The 19,159-nt window shown below is 40.6% G+C and carries 18 protein-coding genes; 16 read left to right on the plus strand and 2 right to left on the minus strand.

Features of this window, described 5'->3' with window-relative positions:
- The 4 genes from PSF42_RS19525 to PSF42_RS19540 form a co-directional block, all read left to right on the plus strand.
- On the plus strand, positions 1-1,908 hold a 1,908-nt coding region (locus tag PSF42_RS19525), incomplete at its 5' end, for a type 1 secretion target domain-containing protein (RefSeq protein WP_272680519.1).
- 183 nt (positions 1,909-2,091) lie between these two features.
- Positions 2,092-3,336 carry a TolC family protein gene (locus tag PSF42_RS19530; protein ID WP_272680521.1) on the plus strand — a complete coding sequence of 415 codons (1,245 nt, stop codon included), beginning with the start codon at positions 2,092-2,094 and terminating at the stop codon, positions 3,334-3,336.
- Positions 3,337-3,350: 14 nt separating this feature from the next.
- Positions 3,351-5,588: a type I secretion system permease/ATPase gene (locus PSF42_RS19535; RefSeq protein WP_213914628.1), complete on the plus strand. Its 2,238-nt coding sequence runs from the start codon at positions 3,351-3,353 to the stop codon at positions 5,586-5,588.
- Positions 5,575-6,816, plus strand: coding sequence for an HlyD family efflux transporter periplasmic adaptor subunit (locus tag PSF42_RS19540; RefSeq protein WP_125895227.1), 1,242 nt, complete (start codon positions 5,575-5,577; stop codon positions 6,814-6,816). The genes PSF42_RS19535 and PSF42_RS19540 overlap by 14 nt, the downstream gene beginning before the upstream one ends.
- A gap of 150 nt (positions 6,817-6,966) precedes the next feature.
- Here the strand turns inward: PSF42_RS19540 and PSF42_RS19545 are convergent, their stop codons facing one another.
- Positions 6,967-8,892: an ABC transporter ATP-binding protein gene (locus tag PSF42_RS19545; RefSeq protein ID WP_272680522.1), complete on the minus strand. Its 1,926-nt coding sequence runs from the start codon at positions 8,890-8,892 to the stop codon at positions 6,967-6,969.
- 222 nt (positions 8,893-9,114) lie between these two features.
- Between PSF42_RS19545 and kefG the strand changes: the two genes are divergently transcribed.
- The 4 genes from kefG (at position 9,115) to slyD (ending at position 12,383) form a co-directional block, all read left to right on the plus strand.
- A complete protein-coding gene (gene kefG / locus PSF42_RS19550; protein ID WP_125895223.1) occupies positions 9,115-9,669 on the plus strand; it encodes a glutathione-regulated potassium-efflux system ancillary protein KefG in 555 nt (184 codons plus the stop codon).
- Complete coding sequence (gene kefB, locus PSF42_RS19555; RefSeq protein WP_213914625.1) at positions 9,669-11,477, plus strand: glutathione-regulated potassium-efflux system protein KefB; 1,809 nt, start codon at positions 9,669-9,671, stop codon at positions 11,475-11,477. Before kefG ends, kefB begins: the two co-directional genes overlap by 1 nt.
- Positions 11,478-11,486: 9 nt before the next feature.
- Positions 11,487-11,690, plus strand: coding sequence for a YheV family putative zinc ribbon protein (locus PSF42_RS19560; protein ID WP_125895220.1), 204 nt, complete (start codon positions 11,487-11,489; stop codon positions 11,688-11,690).
- Between the two features lie 87 nt (positions 11,691-11,777).
- A complete protein-coding gene (gene slyD, locus PSF42_RS19565; RefSeq protein WP_004262508.1) occupies positions 11,778-12,383 on the plus strand; it encodes a peptidylprolyl isomerase in 606 nt (201 codons plus the stop codon).
- A 59-nt stretch (positions 12,384-12,442) separates the two neighbouring features.
- On the opposite strand, the gene PSF42_RS19570 is transcribed toward slyD, so the two are convergent.
- Positions 12,443-12,664, minus strand: coding sequence for a SlyX family protein (locus PSF42_RS19570; RefSeq protein ID WP_004262507.1), 222 nt, complete (start codon positions 12,662-12,664; stop codon positions 12,443-12,445).
- Positions 12,665-12,910: 246 nt separating this feature from the next.
- Between PSF42_RS19570 and fkpA the strand changes: the two genes are divergently transcribed.
- The 8 genes from fkpA to fusA all read left to right on the plus strand — a co-directional run bounded on the left by fkpA (position 12,911) and on the right by fusA (position 19,081).
- Positions 12,911-13,654, plus strand: a complete 744-nt coding sequence (fkpA, locus tag PSF42_RS19575) for an FKBP-type peptidyl-prolyl cis-trans isomerase (protein WP_248467457.1) — start codon at positions 12,911-12,913, stop codon at positions 13,652-13,654.
- A gap of 297 nt (positions 13,655-13,951) precedes the next feature.
- A complete protein-coding gene (locus PSF42_RS19580) occupies positions 13,952-14,656 on the plus strand; it encodes a helix-turn-helix transcriptional regulator (RefSeq protein ID WP_004262503.1) in 705 nt (234 codons plus the stop codon).
- Complete coding sequence (tusD, locus tag PSF42_RS19585; RefSeq protein ID WP_213914627.1) at positions 14,653-15,057, plus strand: sulfurtransferase complex subunit TusD; 405 nt, start codon at positions 14,653-14,655, stop codon at positions 15,055-15,057. The genes PSF42_RS19580 and tusD overlap by 4 nt, the downstream gene beginning before the upstream one ends.
- 54 nt (positions 15,058-15,111) lie before the next feature.
- Positions 15,112-15,441, plus strand: a complete 330-nt coding sequence (gene tusC / locus PSF42_RS19590) for a sulfurtransferase complex subunit TusC (protein ID WP_241098780.1) — start codon at positions 15,112-15,114, stop codon at positions 15,439-15,441.
- Positions 15,442-15,498: 57 nt separating this feature from the next.
- On the plus strand, positions 15,499-15,786 hold the full coding sequence (gene tusB / locus PSF42_RS19595; protein ID WP_125895214.1) for a sulfurtransferase complex subunit TusB: 288 nt from the start codon (positions 15,499-15,501) through the stop codon (positions 15,784-15,786).
- Between the two features lie 136 nt (positions 15,787-15,922).
- Positions 15,923-16,297 (plus strand): 30S ribosomal protein S12, encoded by a 375-nt coding sequence (gene rpsL / locus PSF42_RS19600; protein WP_004265905.1) that lies wholly within the window; start codon positions 15,923-15,925, stop codon positions 16,295-16,297.
- Between the two features lie 97 nt (positions 16,298-16,394).
- Entirely contained in the window at positions 16,395-16,865 is a 471-nt protein-coding gene (gene rpsG, locus PSF42_RS19605; protein WP_004262486.1) for a 30S ribosomal protein S7, read from the plus strand.
- Positions 16,866-16,954: 89 nt separating this feature from the next.
- A complete protein-coding gene (fusA, locus tag PSF42_RS19610; RefSeq protein WP_125895212.1) occupies positions 16,955-19,081 on the plus strand; it encodes an elongation factor G in 2,127 nt (708 codons plus the stop codon).
- Positions 19,082-19,159: the final 78 nt, after the last annotated feature.

A 19,159-nucleotide genomic window follows, 5' to 3' on the forward strand; every position in this document is an offset into this window, starting at 1 on the left:
GGGAAAGTGGGCACGGACACCATCACCTACCAAGTCACGGACAAAAACGGCAATATTTCGAATATCGCTGAAGTAACCATTGAAATTACGCCATCATTACCATCAGTTGTGGATGTTTATGAAAAAGGGCTTAGAACAGATGGAACTGCGGATAATGCTTTAGCCGTAACAACAGGAACGGCAACATTAGCCAACCCAAATGATAAGCCGATTACAGAGCAAGATCTAAAAATAACAGCGCCAACAACAACTCTGACATCCGGCGGTAAAACCGTTATATGGGAAGCGACCAATGATGGTTTTGTAGGAAAAACATCAGAAGGTGAAGAGGTTATTGTTGTCACCATCACTGATACAAAGAATGAAAATGGCCAAACGAGCGTTGATTATCAAGTTGATTTGAAAGGTCTTATTGACCATCCAATAGGTACCGACACACTCAAGGTTGATTTTGGGTTAACTAATGGCGTCGATATTGTTGATACTGAAATTATTATTCATGATGATAAGCCATTCTCTGATAATGTTGAAGTCGTGGTACAAGCTCCAACTGATAATACATTCTATGCGAACGTAATTATCTCGTTAGATTTATCCAGTAGCATGGGGAAAGATGATAGTGGTATTTTGGGTGGGTACACGAGATCAGGGATGAAAACACGCTATGATGCCGCGCTAGATTCAATTGAGAGTTTGTTAAAGAGCTATGAAGAGCGTTTAAATAGCGCGGATTCAGGTGACGTTCGTGTGAGTTTAAATGGGTTTGCAGATAAAGCGTCGGTGATTAATCCATCATTACAAACAACGCATAGTACTTCGCATTGGTTTACCTTGGATGAAGCTAAAGATTTGATTAACAGCTTAAAGGGTAGGCAAGGTGACCTGTCAAGAAGCTTAAATATTGGGGTGAATACCAACTATGATGCAGCATTACAGCAAATCGTAGATAGTTATAATAATCATCCAGCAAGTGGTACGGGGCCTGTGACGGAGCAATCTGTTGATAATACCTTCTTCTTTATTAGTGATGGCACTCCTAATATGGGAAATAAAAACTATGGTCAAGGGATAAGTGAGCAGTCACCTCAAGATTATGTTCCAGGAAGTGCTTATACCGATATTGGTGAAGATAAGTGGACTGAGTTTTTGGTAGATAATGGAATTCGTTCTGTTGCAATCGGAATTGGTCAAGACATGGTGACTGTCAATAATGGAAAAACCGGTTCAGATTATCTGAAACCCGTTGCTTTCGATGGTAAACAAAACACTGATAATGACCATAACGATGTAATTGTGCTGAAAGATATGAGTTCGTTAGGTAATATTTTAAGTAAATATGTACCGAATGAGAATGTTATCGAAAGTAGCTTTTCTAAAGGTAAAGATGCAAATTCATCTTTAACCTTTGGTGCTGATGGAATGAAATCAATTAGTGTTGAAGTCGATGGTATAACTTACAAATATGACCCATCAAATAAATCAGTGACATCTGATGGAAGCGATAAAGGTATTTGGGCTGATTTCGGTAACGGTGAAGTCGCGATTAAGACCAATGCTGGTGGGCTCTTTTCGATTTCTTTAGGAGAGAAAAACTTCGGTGATTTCTCTTATCGACCAAGTACAACTCGCCCAATTGGTGTTGATAAAGAAGAGTTTACTTTAACGCTAACAGATAATGATGGTACGAGTTATCAGCCTTCAATTACTGTGAATATAAGTAATCTTAAAGAGTCTACGAGTGTAGCATCAATAACGAGTGACCTTTCATTACTGAAGCTATTTTCACAAGAAAACACGATGGAGCTACATGAAATGGATGTTGATGGGAGTATTGCATCAACCAATTTGAATGGTTTTATGAATTCATCGCTAGATGCATTACAAGAAAACCAAGCTGCAATAATCTAGAACAATAACTATGGGGGTATTAAAAATAATACCCCCAACATTTTGATATATTTATACGAATAGAAATTTTAATGAGTAATCAGGCTGATTAATCCTGCCTTTTTATTTTATTATATATAGTATTTTTAATGTTAATAGATTGAAATGTATTTACATCCTTCTTTATAGACATATGTTTAAAATATGAAATTAAGATCTTTTAATATTCTGGCTATATTCTTATTGAGTGTGTTCTCTGTGAATACAGTGGCTGATGTTATTGAATTAAGAACTTTACTTAAAGATTCTTTATATAATACGCCTGAAGTTCAAGAAGCTTATGCGAATTACCAAGCCGCACAAAGTAATGTGAAAATGGCAAACTCAGGGCACTATCCAGTGGTAAGTGTGATGGGGACTCAGCCGGTTGCTCAACATCATAAATATGAAAGTAACTCTATGGAGTCTGGGTTTCATCCAGGAGTGAAAACAACGATGAATGTTTATGCTTGGGGAGGAATAGAAGCTGGTGTTGATAGAGAGGAATTCAAACAAGAATACTATGAGAACCAATATGTTCTTTCTCAGGAAGATATAAGTGTTCGAATTAGTCAGCTTTATTTACTTATTTTAAGAAATAAAGAAACACTTGTTGTTATTAATGAAAACTTGGCTCGTCATCAACATATATTAGAGAAGTTAAATACGATAATTCAGTATGACCCTGGCCGTTCAAGTGAATTAACGCAAGTTAAAGCACGTACTTTAAAAGTTGAGATGAACCGAGCTGAAGTTGAACGAAATTTAAATTTAGCATTGAGTCAGCTATCGATATTAACGCAAAGAAAATTATTAGCAGAACAATTCATTGATCCGTTTCGAAATACTGACAGCACTGAAGTTTTACGGAATTTTCAAGAGAGTAATTTGGAAAATAACCCAAGTTATAAAGCACAGGTTGCCGATGCGAAAAGCCTTGAGGCAGATGTGAAAGTTGCAAGTGCAATGAGAAAACCTGCACTAAACTTAGAAATAAATGCAACGCCTGATAATAAAGAGGTTTTTTTGCGTGTTTCTTGGAATATCTTTGACCAAGCTAGTTATTATAGTGAAGCACAAAAAGAGTATGCCTTATTGGCATCTAATGAACGAATTAAAATAACATTTCGTGAAATTGAAGAAATGAGCCAATCCGCAGCTATCAATATGATAAAAAGTGAAGAACAAGAAGTTATAGCTAAAAATTATATTTTGGAGCAAAAAAAAGTTGTCAGTAACTATGAAAAACAATTTACGATTAACCGTCGTTCATTGATCGATTTATTAGATGCTTATAACGAATTAGCAAATATACAGACAAGTGCAGTCACTTTGAAAAATGATTATAGAGACGCGACACTTAGTTATCTTAGTGTGCAGGCAAAAATGTCTGCATGGATGAATCAATAAGTGCTAAAAATAACATGAATATTATTAATAATATATCTCTGGTTACTGCGCGGTTAGGGTATGCTATCCTGCCAGAGGTATTGCTATCTCAAACAAAAAGAAAAGATGATAAATCAATAGATTATTCCTCTCTTGTTAGCGTGTTAAATTCACATCAATTCGATAACCAGTTGATTAAAATTGATTTGAAAGCTATCCCGACCATTGCGGTTCCTTTTATTGTATTACTTGAAAATAATGAATCTATTGTTGTTAATAAAATAGAAGAAAACAATGATGAACGTTATTTTGAAATCTTAACGAAAGAAGGGATTTGTCAGTTAATTAGCTTTGAAATGCTATCAAAAAATTATTCGGGATATAGTTGGTTTATAAAACGAAATATAAAATCTGAAAGCCGTTCTGAAATTGAAAAATACGAAAAAAATCATTTTTGGAAAATAATTTGGCAATTTAAAAAGTATTATTATCAAGTTATCGTAGCTTCATTTGTAATTAATGTTTTGGCGTTAATTAGTTCCCTATATGTCATGAATGTCTATGATAGAGTGATCCCAAATCAAGCGTATGAAACATTATGGGTATTATCGATAGGTGTACTGCTAGCAATATGCTTTGAATTTTTAGCAAAAATGTTGCGGAGTTACCTCCTTGATATTGCTGGAAAAAAAGCTGATATCATAATAAGCGCTATGTTATTTCACCGAGTAATGGGGATTAGCTTAGATAAAAAACCTTCTTCATCTGGCTCTTATGCAAATAATTTACGTGATTTTGAATCCATCCGTGAATTTATGACGAGTGCTAGCTTGATAGCGCTTGTCGATCTCCCCTTTATTCTGTTGTTTATTGGAGTGATCAGTATGATTGGAGGTTATCTCGCATTAGTTCCATTGACTATTATTCCTATCGTTATTATCGCTGGTATTTTAATTCAAAAACCTTTAGCTGAAGGCATTAATGCATCGATGAAAGAAACCTCTCAGCGACAGGGTTTAGCTGTTGAAGCTATCGAAGGTATTGAAACGTTAAAGTTGAATAATGCGGTTAATTGGGCTCAACAGCGGTGGGAAATATTAACAGAGAAAACGGCGTTTGCTTCCGTTAAAGTACGTAATTTGACCAACTTTATGTTGAATTTCAGTGCGGGAATGCAACAAATCAATACTGTTGCATTGGTTTTTGTTGGAACCTATTTGATCCATGCTAATGATGTAGATTCACGCATTACCATGGGTGGCTTGATTGCCAGTGTAATACTGTCTGGACGTGCATTAGCACCTTTAGGACAAATTGCGGGTTTAGCAACACGTTTTCAATCTGCTCGGACAGCGTTAAATGGTGTTAAAAATATTTTTGAACGACCAATTGAGCGCGAAGATCATAAAAAATATATTTCACCAACCTCCATTAGAGGTGCGTTAACGTTATCTAATGTTAGCTATCGTTATAGCAAAGATAGTCAACCAGCCTTGGATAATATTAATTTAAACATTATGGCTGGAGAAAAAGTGGCCATTTTAGGCAAGATCGGTGGTGGAAAAAGTACCCTTTTAAAACTATTAACTGGGCTATATGAGCAGCAAGAAGGCAATATACTTTTAGATGATATAGATATTCGTCAAATAGACCCAATTTACTTAAGAAGTAAATTGGCGATGTTAACACAGAAACCCCGGTTATTTTTTGGAACGCTGCGTGACAATCTTGACCTTGCCCGTCTTGACGGTTATTCCTCTGATGACGACTTAATTCATGCGTTGCAGCGTTTTCATTTAGATAAAATTATTCGCCAACATCCGGCTGGTTTAGACATGCCCTTAGGTGAAGATGGCTTAGGCCTTTCTGGAGGCCAAAAGCAAATTGTCTCTTTAGTACAACTGACATTACATAATCCACAAGTCGTTTTATTAGATGAGCCGACCACAGGAATTGATGTTGAAACGGAAAAAGACGTATTGGCGGCTATTGGTGAATGGACTAAAAATAAAACACTTATTGTTGTGACACATAAATTACCTATTTTGAGTTTAGTCGACCGTATTATTGTTGTTGATAATGGCCGAATTGTATTAGATGGCCCTAAAGATTCGGTGCTTAAAACACTAGAAAAGAAGGATGATATAGAAAAAGCTGTAAGCACAGATACACCGAGAGTTCAGCATCCTGCCGCGCCACAAGTTCGTATTGTTTCACAAGTTAGACGCACTATTAAACAACATGAAGGGAAGGCTGAACATGAACAAGCATAACCAATATTCCGAGAAGAGAAAAAACAGTTATCAATCTCATGATTTTTCACATGATTTACAATCAGTGATGAAGAAAGAGCGTCATACCTTATTGTTTCTTCCTATCCTATTCTTAGCACTGTTATTAACTGTTTTTATTGTTTGGTCTTATTTCAGTGATTTAGAAGAGATAATTCGAGGGCAGGGTACGATTATTCCGAGTAGTCGTGAACAAGTCATTCAAAGTATCGATCCCGGTAATATTGAAGAAATGTTTGTTAAAGAAGGTGATATCGTTGAAAAAGGGCAAATACTTCTCAAGTTAGATGATGCAAGAAGTATGGCTATTTTACGAGAAAGCCAAGCGAAGGTACAAAATTTAGAAGCAATATATATTCGGTTATATAGTGAATCACGTAATGAAGAACCTGACTTTTCGACAGTTAACGACCAAAAGTTAGTGGAACGTGAAATAAATGCATTTAATGCAAAAAAAAGGCAAAGAGACGAGGCTATTGCGGGTTTAACACAAAGTAAAAACTTATTAGATAGAGAAATTGCAATTACTCGACCTTTAGCCAAAGAAGGCTTGGTATCCCATGTGGAAGTGTTGCGCATGGAAAGACAGTCTGTCGAGCTAGCAACACAAATTAATGAGCGTGAAAATAATTATATCGCAGAGGCGAATGAGGAGTTAATTCGTGTTGGCTCTGAACTTGCTCAAGCCAAAGAAAATATGCGTATGCGCGAAGACCATGTTATACGTTCAGAAATCCATGCTCCTGTACGTGGAATTGTGAAAAATATTAAGATTACGACAGTGGGTGGCGTTGTTAATACTGGGCAAGATATCTTAGAAATTATACCATTAGATGATAAATTAATGGTTGAGGCTTATATTCGGCCACAAGATGTCGCTTTTTTAAGACCAGAGATGCCAGCAGTAGTAAAAATAACCGCTTATGACTATGCAATTTATGGCGGGTTAAAAGGGACTGTAAAATTGATCAGTCCTGACACTTTAAGTAATGATGCTCAGCGTAATGAATTAAAATTAAATCAAGAAGAAACGTTTTACCGTATTATTGTTGAAACAGAAACGAATTACTTACTCGATAAAAATAACAATAAAATGGATATTATTCCTGGAATGATTGCTTCTGTTGATATTAAAACGGGTGAGAAAAGTGTTTTTGATTATCTGATTAAGCCGATTACACGAATGAAACAGGCATTAACCGAAAGGTAATTTTGATATTCCGCAAAATTATTTTTATAACAGAGTAACAGTATTTCAGTCTGTTGTACTCCCTATAACTTAGCGAAACATGCGGTAAGAAAAGATGAGAGCATCGTTAAGCTCTCATCTTACTCAAACTTAAATATCAAAAGTAATACTTCATGACTCACTAGTCATAGCTTCTAACTGCTCTTGCAATTCCATCCACTCCATTTCGGCCTCTTCAAGAGCTGCTTTGTGTTCAGTTTGTTTTTTCAAGCATTCCGTCAATTCGGCTTTTTTATCTTGTTCGTAAATGGCAGCATCAGAAAGTTTGGCTTCTAGGTCACTTAGGGTATTGGAATGCTTATCCATCAGCTTTTCCAATTCCGTAATTTTTTTACGGATAGGCTGAGTTAATTGACGAAATTCAGCTTCACGACGTTTTTGATCTTTTCTATCTTGTGCTGTAACCGTTGCAGCGGCCGCCGGTTTGTCTTTTTCTTGCTGGTCACGGAACTGTTGTAATTCCAGCTTATTTTGTTCTGCTAGCCATTGTTGGTAATCTTCTAAATCACCATCAAATTGCTCGACAGAACCGCCATGGACTAAATACAGTTCATCGGTGGTAGTGCGCAGTAAATGCCTATCATGGGAAACGACAACTAAAGCCCCTTCGAAGGCCATTAAGGCTTCGGTAAGTGCTTGGCGCATGTCTAAATCCAAGTGGTTGGTTGGCTCATCCAGTAACAGTAAGTTAGGACGCTGCCATACAATCAACGCTAGCACTAAACGGGCTTTTTCACCGCCAGAGAAACGGCCGCTCGGGTCTGTCACTTGGTCGCCTTTAAAGCCAAAACCCCCTAAATAGTCGCGTAATTGCTGCTCAGTTTGCTCTGGTGCAAGGCGAGCAAGATGCTGCAAAGGTGATTCTTCAGGGTGCAAATACTCCAATTGGTGCTGGGCGAAATAACCCAGTTTAATCCCTTTTGCGAGGGCGATTTCTCCCTGTAATGGCGGTAAATCACCCGCTAACATCTTAATTAATGTGGATTTACCCGCACCATTTCGGCCCAGTAGGCCGATGCGTGAACCTGGTACCAAGTTTAGTTTAATGGATTGCAAAATGACTTTTTCACCGTAGCCAGCGCTGACTTTTTCCATTTTCAATAATGGATTCGGTAAGCTTTCTGGTTTACGGAATGAAAAATGGAATGGGTTATCCACATGAGCCGGAGCGACCATTTCCATTCTTTCAAGCATTTTAATGCGGCTTTGTGCTTGCTTGGCTTTCGTCGCTTGCACTCTAAAGCGGTCAATATAACTTTGCAAATGTGCCGCTTTGGCTTGTTGGCTCTCATACAACGCTTGTTGCTGAGCGAGCTTTGTTGCGCGTTGGCGTTCAAATGACGAGTAGTTACCCGTGTATTCAAACATCGTTTCTTGTTCGATATGCAGGACTTTATCAATAATCGGGTCGAGGAAATCCCTATCATGGGAAATCAAAATCAGGGTGCCTTGGTAGCTTTTTAACCATTTTTCTAACCAAATCACTGCATCTAAATCAAGGTGGTTGGTTGGCTCATCGAGTAACAATAGGTCAGAACGGCAAAGCAGTGCCTGCGCGAGGTTCAAACGCATCCGCCATCCACCGGAAAATGATTTTACTGGGGAATCTAGTTGTGACTGACTAAAACCTAAACCATGTAGCAAACTGGATGCGCGAGAACGGATGGTCCATGCATCAATGGCATCAAGCTGCCCATGAACCACAGCGATGGCATGACCATCATTTTTTTCATTAGCTTGTTGAAGTTTTTGTTCTAAAGCTCGGAACTCGCGGTCGCCATCAATCACATATTCAAGAGCGGGCACATCAAGCGCTGGGGTTTCTTGGTTCACCCATGCCATGGACCAATTACTTGGAAAGGTTGCAGAACCTGCTTCAGCTTGCAATTCGCCTTTTAATAACGCAAGAAGGGTCGATTTACCGCAGCCGTTTTTACCCACTAAACCAACTTTTTGGCCGGGGTTAATAGTCGCAGTGGCATTGTCCAACAGAACACGGACACCTCGACGAATTTGGAGTGAAGAGAAAACAATCATAGCAACCGTCTATTCAAAATATGTTAAATTATCAACGTATATACTCTAAATCTTTCACGGTGCGGTTAGGCGACAAGCAAATGAGTTGCTAGGAGCCTACTTAAGTCGGTGACTAGCGCGAATGCGCGTAGTCAACAACACCGCAACGTGAAGTATGACGAGTATAGCAGGCTGCATGGTAACGGAAAATGTTCCGTCTGACACGCCTTTGAGGAGGGAAAGATGTCAAATACACCAAAAGTGCTGGTGGTCTACGCTCACCCGGACCCCGACGAGTCTATAGCCAATAAGGCGTTACTTGATGCGGTGCGTGGTCTTGAACATGTGACCCTGCATGATTTATACGCAATTTATCCGGATTATTTTATTGATGTTACCGCGGAACAAAAATTATTGTGCCAGCACGACATCATTGTTTTTCAACATCCCCTTTATACTTATAGTTGCCCTGCATTGTTGAAAGAGTGGTTTGACCGTGTGTTAACTCGCCGTTTTGCTACCGATGTGGGGTACCAAAAATTAAAAGGCAAATACTGGCGCTCGGTGATCACCACCGGAGAGCCCGTTCATGCTTACCAACATGATGGATATAACCATTACCCACTCACAGAAATACTTCGCCCATTTGAATTGACTGCATTAATGTGTGATATGCAGTGGTTAGAACCAATCATTATTTATGCAGCTCGTCGGCAACCGAAAGAACGCTTTGAACAGCTTATCGATGATTACCGTCAATGGATGCAACAACCGCTAGGCGCGGGAGGATTATCCTAATGTCAGAACTGGGGCTATTTGAGTCCGTTATTATTTTCCTCTGTGCAGGGGTAATAATGGTGCCTATCGCACAGAAAATCCGCTTAGGTGCTGTGCTCGGTTATTTGCTTGCCGGGATCATAATTGGGCCATTTGTTTTCGGCTTTATTCATAATGTTGATGATATTTTACACTTCTCCGAGATGGGGGTCGTGTTCCTGATGTTTCTCATTGGGTTAGAGCTCAAACCTTCTAAATTATGGGAACTTAGGCGCTCGATTTTCGGTGTTGGTACGCTTCAAGTGGTTGTGACCGCTGCTATCATGGCGTCACTGTTATTTTTAGCCAAATTCTCTTGGCAAGCCGCCATTGTCGGTGGATTAGGAATGGCGATGTCATCAACGGCAATGGCACTTCAGTTGATGAACGAAAAAGGGATGTCCAATAAAGAAAGTGGGCAACTCGGTTTCTCTGTTTTGTTATTTCAAGATATGGCCGTTATCCCGATTATGGCGCTGATCCCATTGCTCGCCGGGGACACCGCAACCAGTGATTGGCAAAAAATTGGCTTGAAGGTAGTGGCATTCGCCGGCTTATGGGTCGTTGGCCGCTATTTATTACGGCCGATGTTCAGGCTTGCCGCGAAATCTGGCGTTCATGAAATTTTTACGGCTGCGGCATTGCTGGTGGTATTAGGTTCTGCGCTCATTATGGAAAGCCTTGGGTTTTCTATGGCACTGGGCACCTTTATGGCGGGGGTCATGTTAGCGGAAACTGAGTTTCGCCATGAACTAGAAATTAATATCGAGCCATTTAAAGGGTTATTATTGGGGTTATTTTTTATCTCAGTAGGTATGTCATTAAACTTAGATGTGTTATGGGCTTATTTACCACAAGTATTGATTGCTGTTGCAGTATTAGTCGGAGTCAAAGCGTTGGTGCTTTACGGCTTGAGTTTAGCGGCTCGGCTTCGAAATGGTGCAAGAGCGCAATTTTCCGGGGTACTTAGCCAAGGCGGTGAATTTGCTTTTGTTATCTATGGAACTGCCTTTGGGGCAAGTGTGATTAATGAATGGCAAATGGACTTACTACTGGTGGTTGTCACGCTTTCCATGATGACTACGCCACTTGTGATGCAACTGATAGATGCTTATTTGAACTACCGTTATAATCAACAACCCGCCTCGAGTGAAAAACCGTTTGTGGAAGACAATGACCCGCATGTTATTTTGGTCGGTTTTGGCCGCATGGGGCAAGTGGTTGGCCGTTTATTGATGGCTAACAAGGTTAAAATCACCGTGCTAGAACAAGATGTTACGGCAATTGGTACCATGCGCCGCTATGGCTATACTGTATATTATGGTGATGCGCGTGAGCTGCAATTATTGCGCTCAGCAGGAGCAGATAAAGCAAAATCTATTGTGATCACCAGTGATGTACCGGAAGAAGTGATGGAAATTGTGCAAATTTGCCAAGAAAATTTCCCTAACTTGCATATTATTGCACGTGCTAAAGGTCGCCTTGAGGCCCATGAGCTATTACAAAGTGGAGTGACTGATTTTAGCCGTGAAACATTCTCAAGCGCACTTGAATTAGGAAGCAAAGCGCTTGTTAGCACGGGGATGCATCCTCATAAAGCTTATCGCGCGAAGCAGCATTTCCGCCGTTTAGACATGAAAATGCTTAGAGATATTTACCCAGAGAATGAAAATAGTGACAGCGGGCAAATTTCACGCATTAAAGAGGCACGCCGTGAACTTAATGAGCTTTTTGAGAAAGAAATGCAAAGAGAACATCGACAGCCTCATAGCTGGAACAATGAACAATAAGGGTTAGAAATGGTTTCAACACGTAAACGCTTTATTGCTGGGGCGACGTGCCCTAAGTGCAAGTCACAAGACACATTAATGATGTGGCGTGAAGATAAAATCGATGTTGTCGAGTGTGTCAATTGCGGTGACCAACAACGCCAAGCAGGGGATGAAGCAACGGAGCATGTTAGACAAAAAGAGCAAGTTATTGGAATTTTTACACCTGAATAATAGAAATTTGTCAATTCTCAATACATCACTATAGTTTTTCGGTACAATTGGCAAAAAATTTTTCCCTTACGGGTAGTAGGAGATGTCATGAAAGTAGCAAAAGACTTGGTGGTCAGCTTGGCTTATCAAGTAAGAACAGAAGACGGTGTTTTAGTTGATGAGTCGCCAGCAAGCGCGCCAATGGACTATTTGCATGGTCGTGGGTCTTTAATTTCAGGTTTAGAAAAAGCATTAGAAGGTCGTTCTGTCGGCGAAAACTTCGATGTTGAAGTTGCTTCAGATGATGCATATGGTCAATACGATGACAACTTAGTTCAACGTGTTCCTAAAGATGTATTTATGGGCGTTGATGAGCTAGAAGTGGGTATGCGTTTCTTAGCTGACACTGACATGGGCCCAGTTCCTGTTGAAATCACAGGTATCGAAGGTGATGAAGTTATCGTTGACGGTAACCACATGTTAGCAGGTCAAAACCTGAAGTTTAATGTTGAAATCATGGCTATCCGTGAAGCAACAGAAGAAGAAATCGCACATGGCCACGTTCATGGCGCTGGCGGTCACGACCATGACCACGACCACGAAGGTGGTTGCTGTGGCGGTGGCGGTCATAGCCACGGTTCAGAAGGCGGTTGCTGTGGTGGCGGTGAAGGTCACGGGCATGGTCACAAACAAGGCGGTTGCGGCTGCCACTAATGCGCTGTATTAGTGTTTATAAAAAAAGGAAGCAAAAGCTTCCTTTTTTACGTTTAAAATCAATAGTGTGGTGGTGGTGTTTCTTCTTCAGGTCTTGCCAAGTGAGAATCTTGGGATGATTTCAGTCTTTCAGCCACAATGCGCAAATGTTCTTGCAGGCGGCTCATTTGCATTTGCTGGTCAGTAATAACCTGATTAAGTTGTTCAATAGCCAGTTCTTGAAAGGCAACTTTACTTTCTAAAAGTTCTAAACGTTGTTCAAATGTATCAGATGAGTCCATATTCGACTCTCCTTAAGCGTTTATATCGTAATTAAACCATCATAATAACTGAACATTACAAATCAATAGATAAGTTTTAGTTAAAGATATAGGCGAAGAAACGACTTTTTGTTAATGTGGTCTCAGTAGTTATTATATTTTTTTAATACTCAATGGGGTAACGGGGTCTAAACTTAAAGAGCCCTACCCATAAAACGAATAGTTCGCTATTCGAATATAATCGAAGAAAAGTTATCGGAGACTAGGATGAAATCACTGTTTAAGGCAAGCCTTTTAGCAACTACGCTAGCATTTACTTTTGCTGCTCCGCAAGTGATGGCAGCGGAAGCCAAAGCACAAAATAGCGCATTCAAAAACGCAGAAGAGCGTAATGCGTATGCATTGGGCGCATCTTTAGGTCGCTACATGCAGAATTCTTTAGAAGAACAGAAAACAATCGGTATTAATTTGGATAAAGCTCAATTACTGGCTGGTGTCCAAGATGCATTTAACGGCAAAAGCAAAATGACCGATGCAGAAGTTGAAGAAACGTTGCGTCAGTTTGAAGGTCAAGTCAAAGAAGCCGCTGACAAAAAAATGAAAGACGAATCAGCAGCGAATGAGAAAAAAGGTGCTGAATATCGCGAGAAATACGCTAAAGAAAAAGGCGTAGTTAAAACCAAATCTGGCTTACTGTACAAAATTGAAAAAGACGGTACAGGGGCGAAACCTAAAGCAGATGAAACTGTCGTAGTTCACTATAAAGGTTCACTGATTGACGGTACTGAATTCGACAGCTCATATTCACGTAACGAGCCACTGACAATTCCATTAAATTCAGTTATTAAAGGCTGGACTGAAGGTCTAGTTAACCTGAAAAAAGGTGGGAAAATGCAGTTAGTGATCCCTGCTGAATTAGCTTATGGTGAAAATGGCGTGCCGGGTATCCCTGCAAATTCAACATTAGTCTTTGATGTTGAATTATTAGATATCAAACCTGCCGCGAAATAAGCACTCACAAAGTATTAGCTAAGTCTATTTTTGAGCCCAATGCATTCATGCCTTGGGCTTTTTCGTCTTTCTCATCAAAAAAAATCTCAAATTGTTTAAAACTTGTGATAAAACAGACTGTCTTGCATTCATTCGCTTGACGGCAACGTCTTGGAGTTTTAACTTCAGAAGACTCTATTTTATTTTTTATCATCACAATTGTTGGCTACAAACAAAGTAATGAAGGCCAAATAGTCGAATAATGAACGCCTTTTTAGTCAACAGGATGAGTTTTTACATTAGAAGGATGATGTTGAAATGTCTGATTCTATACAATCACACGATCTCAGCGATATTAACATATTGGATAACCAACCTTTTTCTGAGACAGACCATGAAATTTTAAAATCATATGAAGCCGCGGTGGATGGTCTGGCAATGCTAATCGGTGGGCATTGTGAAATTGTTCTTCACTCTTTAGAAGATCTAAACTGCTCTGCAGTCAGAATCGCAAATGGCCAGCACACTGGGCGTAAAATCGGCTCACCGATAACAGACCTTGCGTTGAGAATGTTGCATGATATGGCAGACGAAGAATCGAATGTTTCGAAAGCTTATTTTACGAAAGCAAAAAGCGGCGACTTAATGAAATCCGTGACTATTGCCATTCGTAACCGCAAACAACGTGTGATTGGCTTACTATGCATTAATATGAACCTAGATGTGCCATTCTCTGAAATTATTCAATCGTTTGTTCCAGAAACCAAACAAGAAGTTACTTCCGATGTGAACTTCGCCTCTTCAGTTGATGATCTTGTCGCGCAAACACTCGAATATACGATTGAAGAAGTAGGCGGTGACCGTAATGTTTCTAATAATGCGAAAAATAAGCAAGTGGTTCTTAACTTATACGAAAAAGGCATTTTCGATATTAAAGATGCCATTAATCAAGTTGCAGATCGCCTGAATATTTCTAAACACACCGTGTACTTATACATTCGTCAATTTAAGAGTGGTGAATGAGTAATATCAATTCGTTAACTTATTGCTTAGTTGTGACTGGCCCCGCTTACGGTACACAACAAGCAGCAAGTGCGTATCAATTTGCAAAAGCCCTTCTTGAAGAAGGGCATATATTGAAAACACTCTTTTTTTATCGAGAGGGGGTTTTCAATGCGAACCAGCTCACATCACCGGCAACAGATGAATTTAATTTAGTTGCAGCTTGGCAGGAACTTGCAAAACAATCTGGGTGTGAAATGCATATCTGTGTTTCCGCTGCGTTACGTCGAGGAGTGGTTGACCAAGAACAAGCGCAGAGTTTATCTCTTCCAACGGCTAACCTTGCTGAGGGCTTTATCATGAGTGGGTTAGGGAGCCTTGCGGAAGCGATGATAACCACAGACCGAACGATTCAATTCTAAGAACAGCTCAATACAAGGTATCGTGTGAAAAAAATAGCTTTTGTCTTTACAACCATGCCCCATGGAAATGCCAGTGGCCGAGAAGGGCTAGATGCATTATTAGCAACTTCAGCGCTGACAGAAGACATTCAGGTGTTTTTTCTCTCTGATGGAGTCTATCAGCTTCTAGCAAACCAACACCCTGCGGAAGTGCTTGCTCGAGATTACATCGTAACATTTAAAATATTGCCACTATATGACATTGAAAAAATTTATCTCTGCGGTGCTTCGTTACAAGAAAGAGGGTTGGGAGAGAATGGTGAATGGGTTGTGACACCAACAATTCTCAACAAGAAAGAGATCAGAGCTAAAATAGCGGAATGTGATGTGGTGCTTAATTTTTAATCTACTGTGCGAATTTTGAGCTTGGGTTAGGTTTTGATCTATAGTAGGATCTTTTCTATGCTGTATACATTAGCAACATCTCCATTTAAATGTGATTTTTCTGCGGTGCTCGGTTTTATTACGGCTGAAGACGTAGTTTTACTGATGCAGGACGGCGTGGTTGCGGCAGTCGCACAGTCGCCTTTTCTTGCGACATTACAAAAAACAGGCGCGCAATTGTATGCTTTGGATGTCGACATCAACGCTCGCGGGTTGCAAAATATCCTCTCAACCACCGTTTCTGTGATCACATATCAAGGTTTTGTGAAGCTAACAGAAGTCCAAAAACAACATTTTGCTATATAAAGGCATTAAAAGTTGTATATTTCTTGACACCTGAGCCAGTCAGCAATAAAATTTCGCGTCCTCGTGTATCGTCATGTTGGCGAACGGGGTCAAAATCCGTGTTTACGAAGCAATAAAACCAGGAGCTTTTTTAATAATGGCAACTATTAATCAGCTGGTACGCAAATCCCGTAGCTCGAAAGTTGTGAAAAGCAACGTTCCAGCACTGGAAGCTTGCCCGCAAAAACGTGGCGTATGTACTCGTGTATATACTACCACTCCTAAGAAACCAAACTCAGCATTACGTAAAGTATGCCGTGTTCGTTTAACTAACGGTTTCGAAGTTTCTTCCTACATCGGTGGTGAAGGCCACAACTTGCAGGAGCACTCCGTTATCCTTATCCGTGGTGGTCGTGTTAAAGACTTACCAGGTGTGCGTTATCACACCGTTCGCGGTGCACTGGACTGTTCTGGTGTTAAAGACCGTAAGCAAGCTCGTTCTAAATACGGCGCGAAGAAACCTAAGGCTTAATGGATTTCCGTTAAGTAAGGCCAAACATTTTAATCTTAATGTCAAAATACTCTCGTAGAGTTTTGGACAAACCTGAATTAACAACGGAGTCATATCCATGCCACGTCGTCGCGTAATAGGTCAACGTAAAATTCTTCCAGATCCTAAGTTCGGATCAGAATTACTGGCCAAATTTGTAAATATCCTGATGGTAGACGGGAAAAAATCTACTGCTGAAGCAATCGTATATAACGCACTTGAGACCCTTGCTCAGCGTTCTGGTAAAACTGAACTTGATGCATTCGAATTAGCACTGGATAACGTGCGTCCGACTGTGGAAGTTAAATCCCGCCGTGTTGGTGGTTCAACTTACCAAGTTCCAGTTGAAGTTCGCCCGGTTCGTCGTAATGCCCTGGCAATGCGTTGGATCGTTGATGCTGCTCGTAAACGCGGTGATAAATCTATGGCACTTCGCCTGGCAAATGAATTATCAGACGCTGCTGAGAACAAAGGTTCCGCTGTTAAGAAACGTGAAGACGTTCACCGTATGGCAGAAGCTAACAAGGCGTTCGCACACTACCGTTGGTAATGATTGTTTACCTACATTAGTGATGTATCTCAGGGTAGCCATTTGCTACCCTTTATATGAAGCATTGAACGCCCACGAGAGAGGAAAAAATGGCCCGTCAAACGCCCATAGCACGTTATCGTAATATCGGTATCAGTGCACACATCGACGCCGGTAAAACCACAACTTCTGAACGTATTCTGTTCTATACTGGTGTAAACCATAAAATTGGTGAAACTCACGAAGGTTCTGCAACAATGGACTGGATGGAGCAGGAGCAAGAGCGTGGTATTACTATCACATCTGCAGCGACTACTGCATTCTGGTCTGGTATGGCAAAACAGTATGAGCCACACCGTGTTAACATCATCGACACCCCAGGACACGTTGACTTCACCATCGAAGTAGAACGTTCTATGCGTGTTCTCGATGGCGCAGTAATGGTTTACTGTGCGGTTGGTGGTGTTCAGCCACAGTCTGAAACTGTATGGCGTCAGGCTAACAAATATAAAGTTCCACGTATCGCGTTCGTTAACAAAATGGACCGTATGGGTGCGAACTTCTTACGTGTTGTTGAGCAATTAAAATCACGTTTAGCAGCTAATGCAGTTCCACTGCAATTACCAGTCGGCGCAGAAGAGTCGTTCACTGGTGTTATTGACTTGCTGAAAATGAAAGCAATCAAGTGGAACGATGAAGACCAGGGCGTTACCTTCGAATACGAAGATATCCCTGCAAACATGCAAGAAGCAGCTGAAGAGTGGCACAACAACCTGATCGAAACCGCAGCAGAAGCATCAGAAGAACTGATGGAAAAATATCTGGGCGGTGAAGAACTGACTGAAGCAGAAATTAAAGCTGCATTACGTCAACGTGTTCTTGCAAGCGAAATTATCCTGGTTACCTGTGGTTCTGCATTTAAGAACAAAGGTGTTCAGGCGATGCTGGATGCTGTTATTGATTACTTACCTGCGCCAACAGATGTACCTGCAATCAATGGTATTCTGGACGATGGTAAAGACACTCCTGCTGAGCGTCACGCAAGTGATGATGAGCCATTCTCATCATTAGCATTTAAAATTGCAACCGACCCATTCGTTGGTAACTTAACGTTCTTCCGTGTTTACTCTGGTGTTGTTAACTCAGGTGACACAGTACTGAACGCAGTTAAAGCGAAGAAAGAACGTTTTGGCCGTATCGTACAGATGCACGCTAACAAACGTGAAGAGATTAAAGAAGTTCGCGCTGGTGACATCGCGGCTGCAATCGGTCTGAAAGACGTAACTACAGGTGATACTTTATGTGCTGTTGATGCACCAATCATCCTGGAGCGTATGGAATTCCCAGAGCCAGTAATCTCTGTTGCAATCGAACCAAAAACAAAAGCTGACCAAGAAAAAATGGGTATCGCATTAGGCCGTCTGGCTCAAGAAGACCCATCATTCCGCGTATCAAGTGATGAAGAGACTAATCAGACTATCATCGCTGGTATGGGTGAATTACACTTGGATGTTCTGGTTGACCGTATGCGTCGTGAATTTAAAGTTGAAGCGAACGTTGGTAAACCTCAAGTTGCTTACCGTGAAGCAATCACTATGAAAGTGACTGATATCGAAGGTAAACACGCGAAACAATCTGGTGGTCGTGGTCAGTACGGTCATGTCGTTATCGATATGTTCCCACTGAACAAAAACGATAAAGACGGCGTTCAAATGGATTACGAATTTGCCAACGACATCAAAGGTGGTGTAATTCCAACTGAATACATCCCTGCTGTTGACAAAGGTATCCAAGAGCAGCTGAAATCTGGTCCATTAGCTGGTTACCCTGTTGTTAACATGGGTGTTCGTTTACATTTCGGTTCTTACCATGATGTTGACTCCTCTGAATTGGCGTTTAAACTTGCGGCTTCAATCGCGTTTAAAGATGGCTTCAAAAAAGCTAAACCAGTTCTGCTTGAGCCAATCATGAAAGTTGAAGTGGAAACACCAGAAGACTACATGGGTGATGTTATTGGTGACCTGAACCGTCGTCGTGGTATGATTGAAGGTATGGATGACCTGCCTACTGGTAAAGTCGTTCGTGCACAAGTACCATTGTCAGAAATGTTCGGTTATGCTACTGACCTGCGTTCTCAGACACAAGGTCGTGCTTCATACTCTATGGAGTTCCTGAAGTACAATGAAGCACCAAACAACGTTGCACAAGCTGTAATCGAAGCTCGTAACGCTAAATAATCGATTTTTATCGGTTAACTACTTTAATTTAAGTTCCTTCTTTATCGTGAAGAGGGAACTCCATAAGGAATAGAGTCG

The sequence above is a fragment of the Providencia sp. PROV032 genome (assembly GCF_028484875.1).
Taxonomy (GTDB): Bacteria; Pseudomonadota; Gammaproteobacteria; order Enterobacterales; family Enterobacteriaceae; genus Providencia; species Providencia rettgeri_E.

Excerpts from the sequence above, each read along its gene's own strand:
- PSF42_RS19530 (WP_272680521.1), top strand. The coding sequence starts at position 2,092 with ATGAAATTAAGATCTTTTAATATTCTGGCTATATTCTTATTGAGTGTG.
- PSF42_RS19535 (WP_213914628.1), top strand. The coding sequence starts at position 3,351 with ATGAATATTATTAATAATATATCTCTGGTTACTGCGCGGTTAGGGTAT.
- PSF42_RS19540 (WP_125895227.1), top strand. The coding sequence starts at position 5,575 with ATGAACAAGCATAACCAATATTCCGAGAAGAGAAAAAACAGTTATCAA.
- PSF42_RS19545 (WP_272680522.1), bottom strand. The coding sequence starts at position 8,892 with ATGATTGTTTTCTCTTCACTCCAAATTCGTCGAGGTGTCCGTGTTCTG.
- kefG (WP_125895223.1), top strand. The coding sequence starts at position 9,115 with ATGTCAAATACACCAAAAGTGCTGGTGGTCTACGCTCACCCGGACCCC.
- kefB (WP_213914625.1), top strand. The coding sequence starts at position 9,669 with ATGTCAGAACTGGGGCTATTTGAGTCCGTTATTATTTTCCTCTGTGCA.
- PSF42_RS19560 (WP_125895220.1), top strand. The coding sequence starts at position 11,487 with ATGGTTTCAACACGTAAACGCTTTATTGCTGGGGCGACGTGCCCTAAG.
- slyD (WP_004262508.1), top strand. The coding sequence starts at position 11,778 with ATGAAAGTAGCAAAAGACTTGGTGGTCAGCTTGGCTTATCAAGTAAGA.
- PSF42_RS19570 (WP_004262507.1), bottom strand. The coding sequence starts at position 12,664 with ATGGACTCATCTGATACATTTGAACAACGTTTAGAACTTTTAGAAAGT.
- fkpA (WP_248467457.1), top strand. The coding sequence starts at position 12,911 with ATGAAATCACTGTTTAAGGCAAGCCTTTTAGCAACTACGCTAGCATTT.
- PSF42_RS19580 (WP_004262503.1), top strand. The coding sequence starts at position 13,952 with ATGTCTGATTCTATACAATCACACGATCTCAGCGATATTAACATATTG.
- tusD (WP_213914627.1), top strand. The coding sequence starts at position 14,653 with ATGAGTAATATCAATTCGTTAACTTATTGCTTAGTTGTGACTGGCCCC.
- tusC (WP_241098780.1), top strand. The coding sequence starts at position 15,112 with ATGCCCCATGGAAATGCCAGTGGCCGAGAAGGGCTAGATGCATTATTA.
- tusB (WP_125895214.1), top strand. The coding sequence starts at position 15,499 with ATGCTGTATACATTAGCAACATCTCCATTTAAATGTGATTTTTCTGCG.
- rpsL (WP_004265905.1), top strand. The coding sequence starts at position 15,923 with ATGGCAACTATTAATCAGCTGGTACGCAAATCCCGTAGCTCGAAAGTT.
- rpsG (WP_004262486.1), top strand. The coding sequence starts at position 16,395 with ATGCCACGTCGTCGCGTAATAGGTCAACGTAAAATTCTTCCAGATCCT.
- fusA (WP_125895212.1), top strand. The coding sequence starts at position 16,955 with ATGGCCCGTCAAACGCCCATAGCACGTTATCGTAATATCGGTATCAGT.